The organism is Serratia sp. 506_PEND, assembly GCF_001076875.1.
GTDB classification, from domain to species: Bacteria; Pseudomonadota; Gammaproteobacteria; order Enterobacterales; family Enterobacteriaceae; genus Serratia; species Serratia marcescens.
On the sequence record NZ_JVEL01000278.1, the window covers coordinates 1 to 8982 of the forward strand.

The window sequence follows — 8982 nt, forward strand, 5'->3', positions numbered from 1 at the left end:
GCGAAGCTGAACAGCTTGTCCGGCGTGCGGTGAGCGGAAACGACTTCGACATGGAAGGGGACATCGAGCTGGGTCAGGACTTCGGCGGCGAATTGCATGGTGGCCCAGTCACTTTTCGATCCCATTACAATTGCGATTTTAGCCCCGGTATTGGCGGCTGAAGCGGCGTTGGCTCCCATGGGTGTAAGGCTCCTGTGATTTGTCTGGCGTCGGCTGAGGGCCGAATGAGGGCGTAGAGCATACCATGAGCGCACGGCGAGGAAAACGGTTGCGTCGCCGGTTTTCACCGTCGAAAGCGCGAATTTTCACTCTCGCGCCAGTGCGGAATTCAGAATGGGAATGAGATCAGCTCGACGGCGTCGGCGCTGACTTTGATCATCGATCCTTCGACGTGCCAGGCGCCCAGCACCGCGCGATGGGCTTCGCCATTGCTCAGCGCCAGCCGGTGCACCGCCGGGCGATGGGTATGGCCGTGGATCATCCAGTGCACGTCGTGGCGCAGCATCGTTTGCTCGACCGCCTGCGGGTTGACGTCCATGATGGCGTCCGACTTGTACTGGTTGGATTGCTGGCTGCGGGCGCGCATCTTGGCGGCGATTTTCAGTCGCCAGCGCAGCGGCATCGCGAGGAACAGTTTTTGAATCAGCGGGTTGTGCACTTTACGGCGAAATTGCTGATAGGCTTGATCGTCGGTGCACAGGGTGTCGCCGTGCAGGATCAGGATCCTGCGGCCGTACAGCTCCAGCACTTTTTCTTCCGGCAGCAGCTGCATGCCGCTGGCGCGGGCGAAGCGCTTGCCGAGCAGAAAATCGCGGTTGCCGTGGATGAAATAGCAGGGCACGCCGGCCTGTTGCAGCGCTTTCAGTGCCGCGGCGATCTCCGCGTGCAGCGGCTCGGGATCGTCGTCGCCGATCCAGGCCTCAAACAGGTCGCCGAGGATATACAGCGCGTCGGCGTGCATCGCTTCGCGCCGTAAAAAACGCAGAAAACCGGCAGTGATTGCCGGTTCCTGTGCGCACAAGTGCAGATCTGCGATGAACAGCGTACTCATGCAGCCGCGATTACTCGCTGACGGTCACGCTGTTGATGACGACGTCTTCTACCGGTACGTCCTGGTGCATGCCGCTGCGGCCGGTTTTCACGCCTTTGATCTTGTTGACCACGTCCATGCCTTCAACCACTTCAGCGAACACGCAGTAGCCCCAGCCCTGCACGTTTTCGCCGCGGAAGTTCAGGAAGTCGTTGTCAGCCACGTTGATGAAGAACTGTGCGGTGGCGGAGTGCGGATCGTTGGTACGCGCCATTGCCAGGGTGCCGATGGTGTTTTTCAGACCGTTGTTGGCTTCGTTCTTGATAGCCGCATTGGTCGCTTTCTGGTTCATGCCCGGCTCGAAACCGCCGCCCTGGATCATGAAGCCGTTGATCACACGGTGGAAGATGGTGTTGTCGTAGAAACCGGCGCGGCAGTAGTTCAGGAAGTTTTCAACGGTAACCGGCGCTTTGTCAGCAAAGGTCTTGATGACGATATCGCCGTGATTGGTGTGGAAAGTAACCATAGTTTTAATCCTAACAAGATGAAGTGAGACGCCACGTAAAGCGAGTGAACATTCAGACCGCCCTTATAACATATCCGCCCCGGCGAGTCAGCAGCGGGTCAACCGCGCACTGTCTGTGGTAATTGTTTTATTGTTATATTATAACAATAATGCCGACGGCCGGATTTTACGCGTTTTCTTCGCGTGAAATCAGCAAAGCTTGGCCTTAACCTTGCAATAGATCAGGCTTCAGGTTTCAATACGCTACCGGGCGTAAAACCTGAAGCCCGGTTATCTTTTTTGTTATCACGCACACCACGGAATCTCCCGATGCTAAAGATTTTTAATACCCTGAGTCGTCAAAAAGAGGAATTCAAACCCATTCATGCCGGGAAAGTGGGCATGTACGTGTGCGGGGTAACCATCTATGACCTGTGTCACATCGGCCACGGTCGTACCTTTGTCGCTTTCGACGTGGTGGCGCGTTATCTGCGCTATCTCGGCTATTCGCTGAACTACGTGCGCAACGTCACCGACGTAGACGACAAAATCATTCGCCGCGCGGCGGAAAATCATGAGACTTGCGACCAGCTGACCGAACGCATGCTGGCGGAAATGCACGCCGACTTCGACGCGCTGCTGATCGATCGTCCGGATCAAGAGCCGCGCGCGACCCAGCACATCGCCGAGATCATCGAGATCACGCAGCGTCTTATCGATCGCGATCACGCTTATGTGGCCAGCAACGGCGACGTGATGTTCTCCATCGACAGCGATCCGCAATACGGCCTGCTGTCGCGTCAGGATCTGGATCAGCTGCAGGCCGGCGCGCGCGTGGAGATCGACGACGTGAAGCGCAACCCGATGGACTTCGTGCTGTGGAAAATGTCCAAGCCGGGCGAGCCGAGCTGGCAGTCGCCGTGGGGGCCGGGCCGTCCGGGCTGGCACATCGAATGCTCCGCCATGAACTGCAAACAGCTGGGCACCCACTTCGACATCCACGGCGGCGGTTCCGATCTGATGTTCCCGCACCACGAGAACGAGATCGCGCAGTCGAGCTGCGCCCACGATGGCCCGTACGTCAATTACTGGATGCACTCCGGCATGGTGATGATCGACAAAGAGAAGATGTCCAAATCGCTCGATAACTTCTTCACCATCCGCGACGTGCTCGGCCATTACGATGCGGAGACGGTGCGTTACTTCCTGATGTCCGGCCACTATCGCAGCCAGCTGAACTACAGCGAAGAGAACCTCAAGCAGGCGCGCACCGCGCTGGAGCGCCTCTATACCGCGCTGCGTGGCACCGACGCCGATGCCGTGCCGGCCGGCGGCGAAGCGTTCGAAGCCCGCTTCCGCGAAGCGATGGACGACGACTTCAACACTCCGGAAGCCTACTCGGCGCTGTTCGATCTGGCCCGAGAGGTTAACCGCCTGAAGAGCGAAGACATGGCGGCGGCCAACGGCATGGCGGCGGAACTGCGCAAGCTGGCGAAAGTGCTCGGCCTGCTGCAGCAGGAGCCGGAGCAGTTCCTGCAAGGGGGCGCACAGGTTGACGACGGCGAAGTGGCGGAGATTGAAGCGCTGATCAAACAGCGTAACGAAGCGCGCGCCGCCAAGGACTGGGCGCTGGCGGACGCCGCTCGCGATCGGTTGAACGAGATGAACATCGTGCTGGAAGACGGCCCGCAGGGCACCACCTGGCGCCGTAAGTAAGCCGGCCGAAGTGAAAACAAAAAAGGCGCTGAATTCAGCGCCTTTTTCTATGGCTGCGGGTTAGGGTTTAACCATGACCTTGCCGCCGTTGAACTCCACCACCTGATCGGCGACGATCTTGCAGCGCTTGCGGGTTTCGACCTTGCCGTCGACTTTCACCAGCCCTTCGGCGATGACTTCTTTGGCGGCGCCGCCGCTTTCACACCAGCCCTGGAACTTCAGCAGATCGCACAGTTCGACGTGGGGATGATTGTCCAGATTGAAAATTTCCATACTGCCTTACTTATTTAGGTTGAACGTCGTGATATTCCTCGCAGGCCTGCAAGGTATTTTGGATCAGTGTAGCCACGGTCATCGGGCCAACGCCACCCGGCACCGGGGTGATGTAGGCGGCGCGCTCGCTGGCGGCGTCGAAGTCGACATCGCCCACCACTTTACCGCTTTCCAGACGGTTGATGCCGACGTCCACTACGATGGCGCCCGGTTTGATCCAGTCGCCCGGGATGAAGCCCGGTTTGCCGACCGCCACCACCAGCAGATCGGCGTTCTCGACGTGGTGACGCAGATTTTTGGTGAAACGGTGGGTGACGGTGGTGGTGCAACCGGCCAGCAGCAGCTCCATGCTCATCGGGCGGCCGACGATGTTGGAGGCGCCGACCACCACGGCGTTCAGGCCGTAGGTATCGATGTTATAACGCTCCAGCAGGGTGACGATGCCGCGCGGCGTGCACGGGCGCAGCTTGGGCGCGCGTTGGCACAGGCGGCCGACGTTGTAGGGGTGGAAGCCGTCGACGTCTTTGTCCGGATGGATGCGCTCCAGCACCTTGACGTTATCGATGCCGGCCGGCAGCGGCAGCTGCACCAGAATGCCGTCGATTTCCGCGTCGGCGTTCAGCTGGTCGATCAACGCCAGCAGCTCGGCTTCACTGGTGGCAGCGGGCAGGTCGTAGGAGCGGGAGAGGAAGCCGACTTCATCGCAGGCGCGGCGCTTGCTGGCGACGTAAATTTGCGAAGCCGGGTTCTCGCCGACCAGCACAACCGCCAGCCCTGGGGCGCGTTTGCCGGCCGCCAGACGTTGTTTCACTTGCTCAGCCACTTCGTTTCTAACCTGCTGCGCAATCGTTTTACCATCAATAATCTTTGCTGACATCAGTGTGGAAATCCATCAATTAAGAAAAGCGGGGATGCCGCTATTCTGTCAGAAGCTGAGCGCGCTGTCAGGCGCAGAATCACCCTCGCCGCCAATGCCGAGGCCGATTTACGCTTTTTTTATGCCGACTTCAGGATCCTCTACGCCATTTTTACCGGCATTTGCATACGCTGGGGCCATACACAGGGTGAAAGAGAGCAGGATCATGAGAGCGATAACTCGGCTTTATCCGTTGCATCACCAGCCTGGCGAGCAACCGGCGCAGCCCAAACATGTGGGGGAGACGGTGTTCGATTCTTCGCTGCACCCGGCGGACGGCGCGCAGCTGACGGCGTTGCATCAGCTCGGCCGGCGCGAAGCGGCGCCGTCGTGGCGGGTACGCTTGAGCGCGCTGTGGCGGAAGCTGTGCCCATGAACGGCTGCGCATGGGTAGGCTGCACGCTATGGCTGCTTTGGGCGCCGTGGAGCCAGGCTTCTTTAAACAGCGCGCGCCCTGACGTCGCATTGGGGGAAAGACTCACGGCGACTTGCAACACACGGGTGATTGAGCATGCCGATTGGGGGGACATTGCCGCAGTGGTGCAGTCTACGCGCCTTTGTCTGCGGCGGGGCGGTGGGCGGCAAGAGGCTGAGGGCACGCCGATTTACGTAGGCGTTGGCCTGGTTCAGCATAACGGCGCCGGTTGACGAGAACCCTCGCCGCGCGGGCGCTGGCGGAAAAAACGCCATAAAGCACGGCCGCCGTCGTAACGTCATGAAAAGGCATTGACTCGCTAACCTCTGACCGTATAATCCCAACCCGCAGCCGCAGGTTGCCGCATCTCAATGCGCCCTTAGCTCAGTTGGATAGAGCAACGGCCTTCTAAGCCGTAGGTCATAGGTTCGAATCCTATAGGGCGTGCCATTTTGAGCCTCCCTAAACCAAGTCTTTTTGCCCTTATTTCCCCTCAATTTATTGTATTTTCCAAGTACCGCTATGGTTGAACTCGGCTATACCCAAGTAAGGCCATCCCTGGACTTTCTGAGGGAGATGCTCCTCGTCATAGCTTTTTATGCCGGATCCTGTGCAGCCAGAGAGGGAATTAAGAAAAACCTCACTAAGAGGGATGCCCTTATTCCCCGACGAGACTTCCGCTACCATGCGGTCTCTATCAAAATGGGTTCTCTGCTGAGTGGTAAAAATCCGATTAATTGAGGGCTGCTATAGGTAAAATTCTACTCATGGTGCAAAATGCGACGTCTTCGCTATCTGCATAAATCTTGATTAATGAGTGTTGCTATGTCTTCTAATGCAAGGGTTTTCCGGCATGACATCAATGGGCTTCGCGCTTGGGCAGTAATCGCTGTCGTTCTTTTCCATTTTGGCGTTCCTGGCTTTGTTGGTGGCTTTGTAGGGGTGGATGTGTTTTTTGTGATCTCAGGTTTCCTGATGACGCAAATAATTGTTTCTGGTATAGAAAATGGCAACTTCTCCCTTTGGCGCTTCTATCTGGCTCGCGCACGCAGAATCATCCCCGCATTGTTGGCTTTGAGTTTTACCCTACTGATTCTCGGTTGGTTTTTCCTCACCTCTGTAGACTACAATACCCTTTCAAAGCATGTGCTGGTTGCCGCGCTGTTTATTTCAAACGTAAAGTTTTGGAAAGAGTCCGGCTATTTTGATGCCGCATCGCATGAAAAGTGGTTGCTTCATACCTGGTCATTATCGGTTGAATGGCAATTCTATATTGCACTTCCCGTCGTTTTGTTGGTTGTGTGGCGTTTTTGGAAAATGTCAGGGGTGAAATTCACCCTGTTTGGCGGTTTTTTGCTCTCCTTTGCACTCGCTTGCTATTTAGCTGTCACCTTACCCAGCGCCGCGTTCTTTTTGTTGCCGACAAGGGCATGGGAGATGTTGGCAGGGGGGGCCGTATGGTGGCTGACTCGAAATAGCCATTTCTCGAAAACTAAAGCTCAAATGATGGAGTTGGTGGGTTTCATCCTGATCGTTGTCGCAATCGTGTTTTTCACCCCTAAGCTTGCATGGCCGGGGGTCTATGCGATGGTGCCAGTGGCGGGGGCGATGCTGGTGCTCGCTGCGGCCAGACAGGGCTCAATTTTTACTTCGAACTATATTGCAGAGCGAGTGGGTGTCTCGTCGTACTCTATTTATCTTTGGCATTGGCCCGTAGTGGTTTTTCTTGCTTACAATAATACCGCGGGAGATTGGCGATGGGTGCTGGGAGGATTACTGCTCAGTTTGGTTTTAGGTGAGCTTTCTCTGCGTTTTATTGAAAATCCGGCTCGCAAGAAATTAGCTAAGCAGGGCGATTGGGGGAATGTTTTCAGTATCGGTTCCTGCATGGTGATTATCTGCGCTGCTACTGTCGTCATGTTTAAACACCATTTTATCAACCGCGTACCGGAACAGATCGATCTTATCGCTAATGAAAGTCTCAATTCCAACCCCAAGCACGCTGACTGCTTCGCTACGACGGGCACGACCTCGCCGGGATGCGTATTCGGCGGCAGTGAAATTAAGGCGGTGGTCGTCGGTGATAGCCATGGTAACGCTATGGTGACAGCCGTGGAAGCAGCATTGCCAAGCAAAGAAGATGGCGTGTTGAATCTTACCTATGCGGGTTGTCCAACGCTCTACCGGGCAAAAACGGTACCTGGTGAAGCTGAGGATCATCAGGATTGTTATGGCTTCAATCAATGGCAACGGAAAAAACTGGCAAGCCTGGATAGTTCTATTCCTATCGTGATCATCAACAGAACCTCGGTGTATGCTTTTGGACGGCATAATGTTGAAGAAAAAATACGTACGCCGATCGTCTATTTTTCTGAGATCAGCAAGACTCCGAAGCCTGAATTCCTCGCGGAATTCAAGTCATCTTTGGTTGAGTCTGCCTGTGAGTTGGCCGCCAAACATCCTGTTTTCATGATGCGGCCTATGCCGGAAATGATGTCTAATGTCCCTAAAACGCTGTCACGGGCCATGATGTTGGGGAAGAACTCGCCTCATATTTATCTGTCGGAAGCTGACTATATGAAACGTCATTCATTTGTATGGCAAGCGCAGGACGAAGCTGCAGAAAAATGTGGCGTGAAAATCCTGAATCCATTACCGCTGGTTTGTAGCGGCGGAAAATGTGAAAGCACATATAGCGGGCGCCCTATTTATTATGATGATAATCATGTAAGTGAATTCGGGAATAAACTGTTGGTGCCGATGTTCAAAACGATCTTTGATTGATTCTTTGTCGTATGATACTGGCCGGAGATATCAGGCATGCAAAGATGTCTCCGGCATGACGTAGAGTGATGCTGTGTTCAAAGTTATTTTAACTCGACAATTTACTCTTGGTTCACAAACGAGACACGCTCGTTGTCATGCTATGTTATTTCGCTAACTTTCAGTGAGTAGTAGAGAGAAAAATGCAAAGCTTATTCGTGTACGGCACCCTGGGGCCGGGTAGGCCTAATGCGCACATTATGGAAGCCATCGGCGGCAACTGGGAAGAAGGCAGCGTCGGTGGCACGCTGCTTAACGAAGGTTGGGGTGCCGAGATGGGCTACCCGGGCATCGTGCTGGATAACAGCGGCAATCGGGTGAACGGTTTTCTGTTTCGCTCCGTCAACCTCGTCAAGCATTGGCCGGTTCTCGACGTGTTCGAAGGCGACGGCTATGAACGGGTGGCAGTCAGCGTCACCACCGTCGGCGGTGAAATCGTCGATTCGTTTATCTACATGTTGAAGAAATGCCCCAACTCTGGGGGATTATCCTGACGGCTTGATTTAAAAAACGGCTGCGGCCGTTTTTTGCGTCATGTGGGAGCGATATGAGAAAGTCATAAAAATGGCCACGCTAAAGGATAGGCTATTTGGTAGAGCGGCAATTAATATGCGTAAAGGATTAAAGGCGCTGAAGTAACTTAAAGAATTTTCCCTTCCATCACGTAAAAATCTCCACTCATCGTTGTGTAGTAAGCATAAGAAATGTTTTTTTCGAAATTATCGCAGTGAACAACGGTATTTTTATCGGACTCTTGCCAGGAAATCATGAAATAGCCGTCAGCCAATGAACGCCACTGGAAAGGCACATTCATAATGGTTCCGCGAAGTTCTCCGTTTAGAAACTCAACGGTAATGGTGTTTTCACTGGCATGGTAGGCGTTTTTAACTTCGAGACCATTGTCCATCTTGATGGTAAAAGATTGACCGGCATAAGGAAATTTTACAGCCATTGTCGCAACTCCTTTAATGTGTCGTATCTGAAAAGCGGCGGTGAAGCACGCTGCTATCCCGAATCACTCGTGCCTAAGACGGGAGTGAGGTCAGCCAGCTGAGCGTTAAGCGACTGGATAGGGCCATAGTAGAGAGGGCGCATCGGTGGAAAAAGGGACCGGCGGGCAATTCACTTTTCTCTTTTTGTTCATAAAGAGGACGGGCGGCTGGTTACTGTTCACTGCGGGGACAGTGGGGGTTTAAGTGACGGGTCTTTGCCAGGCACCGAACGCGGTCACAGGAAACGGCAAGCGGCATTGAACCTTCGTTTAGTTTGTCGCGCTACAATAGGCGAAAATTTCCCCATGGAGC

The 8982-nt window shown here is 54.7% G+C and carries 10 protein-coding genes and 1 tRNA gene; 5 read left to right on the forward strand and 6 right to left on the reverse strand.

The genetic code is table 11. From position 1 onward, the window contains the following. The 3 genes from ADK28_RS07260 to ppiB all read right to left on the reverse strand — a co-directional run. Nucleotides 1–179: AIR carboxylase family protein (locus ADK28_RS07260; RefSeq protein ID WP_048795290.1), on the reverse strand; the 179-nt coding region annotated here is incomplete at its 3' end. Nucleotides 180–328: 149 nt separating this feature from the next. Next, a complete protein-coding gene (locus tag ADK28_RS07265; protein WP_016928801.1) occupies nucleotides 329–1051 on the reverse strand; it encodes a UDP-2,3-diacylglucosamine diphosphatase in 723 nt (240 codons plus the stop codon). 10 nt (nucleotides 1052–1061) lie between these two features. Continuing rightward, nucleotides 1062–1556, reverse strand: a complete 495-nt coding sequence (ppiB, locus tag ADK28_RS07270; protein ID WP_016928800.1) for a peptidylprolyl isomerase B — start codon at nucleotides 1554–1556, stop codon at nucleotides 1062–1064. 309 nt (nucleotides 1557–1865) lie between these two features. Between ppiB and cysS the strand changes: the two genes are divergently transcribed. Further along, nucleotides 1866–3251: a cysteine--tRNA ligase gene (gene cysS / locus ADK28_RS07275; RefSeq protein WP_016928799.1), complete on the forward strand. Its 1386-nt coding sequence runs from the start codon at nucleotides 1866–1868 to the stop codon at nucleotides 3249–3251. A gap of 60 nt (nucleotides 3252–3311) precedes the next feature. Here the strand turns inward: cysS and ybcJ are convergent, their stop codons facing one another. Continuing rightward, nucleotides 3312–3524 (reverse strand): ribosome-associated protein YbcJ, encoded by a 213-nt coding sequence (gene ybcJ, locus ADK28_RS07280; RefSeq protein ID WP_015376914.1) that lies wholly within the window; start codon nucleotides 3522–3524, stop codon nucleotides 3312–3314. 10 nt (nucleotides 3525–3534) lie between these two features. Next, nucleotides 3535–4401, reverse strand: coding sequence for a bifunctional methylenetetrahydrofolate dehydrogenase/methenyltetrahydrofolate cyclohydrolase FolD (gene folD / locus ADK28_RS07285; protein ID WP_016928798.1), 867 nt, complete (start codon nucleotides 4399–4401; stop codon nucleotides 3535–3537). 205 nt (nucleotides 4402–4606) lie between these two features. Between folD and ADK28_RS07290 the strand changes: the two genes are divergently transcribed. The 4 genes from ADK28_RS07290 (at nucleotide 4607) to ADK28_RS07305 (ending at nucleotide 8172) form a co-directional block, all read left to right on the forward strand. Next, nucleotides 4607–4816 (forward strand): hypothetical protein, encoded by a 210-nt coding sequence (locus ADK28_RS07290; RefSeq protein ID WP_048795291.1) that lies wholly within the window; start codon nucleotides 4607–4609, stop codon nucleotides 4814–4816. Between the two features lie 412 nt (nucleotides 4817–5228). Further along, nucleotides 5229–5305: transfer RNA gene (locus tag ADK28_RS07295), tRNA-Arg, on the forward strand. Between the two features lie 375 nt (nucleotides 5306–5680). Next, complete coding sequence (locus ADK28_RS07300) at nucleotides 5681–7639, forward strand: acyltransferase family protein (RefSeq protein ID WP_048795292.1); 1959 nt, start codon at nucleotides 5681–5683, stop codon at nucleotides 7637–7639. Between the two features lie 182 nt (nucleotides 7640–7821). Beyond that, on the forward strand, nucleotides 7822–8172 hold the full coding sequence (locus tag ADK28_RS07305) for a gamma-glutamylcyclotransferase family protein (protein ID WP_048795293.1): 351 nt from the start codon (nucleotides 7822–7824) through the stop codon (nucleotides 8170–8172). 146 nt (nucleotides 8173–8318) lie between these two features. On the opposite strand, the gene ADK28_RS07310 is transcribed toward ADK28_RS07305, so the two are convergent. Then, entirely contained in the window at nucleotides 8319–8630 is a 312-nt protein-coding gene (locus ADK28_RS07310; protein WP_033641103.1) for a MoaF-related domain-containing protein, read from the reverse strand. Nucleotides 8631–8982: the final 352 nt, after the last annotated feature.

Coding starts and splice junctions, on each gene's coding strand:
- ybcJ (WP_015376914.1), bottom strand. CDS start 3,524: ATGGAAATTTTCAATCTGGACAATCATCCCCACGTCGAACTGTGCGAT.
- ppiB (WP_016928800.1), bottom strand. CDS start 1,556: ATGGTTACTTTCCACACCAATCACGGCGATATCGTCATCAAGACCTTT.
- ADK28_RS07265 (WP_016928801.1), bottom strand. CDS start 1,051: ATGAGTACGCTGTTCATCGCAGATCTGCACTTGTGCGCACAGGAACCG.
- ADK28_RS07305 (WP_048795293.1), top strand. CDS start 7,822: ATGCAAAGCTTATTCGTGTACGGCACCCTGGGGCCGGGTAGGCCTAAT.
- ADK28_RS07300 (WP_048795292.1), top strand. CDS start 5,681: ATGTCTTCTAATGCAAGGGTTTTCCGGCATGACATCAATGGGCTTCGC.
- ADK28_RS07310 (WP_033641103.1), bottom strand. CDS start 8,630: ATGGCTGTAAAATTTCCTTATGCCGGTCAATCTTTTACCATCAAGATG.
- cysS (WP_016928799.1), top strand. CDS start 1,866: ATGCTAAAGATTTTTAATACCCTGAGTCGTCAAAAAGAGGAATTCAAA.
- folD (WP_016928798.1), bottom strand. CDS start 4,401: ATGTCAGCAAAGATTATTGATGGTAAAACGATTGCGCAGCAGGTTAGA.
- ADK28_RS07290 (WP_048795291.1), top strand. CDS start 4,607: ATGAGAGCGATAACTCGGCTTTATCCGTTGCATCACCAGCCTGGCGAG.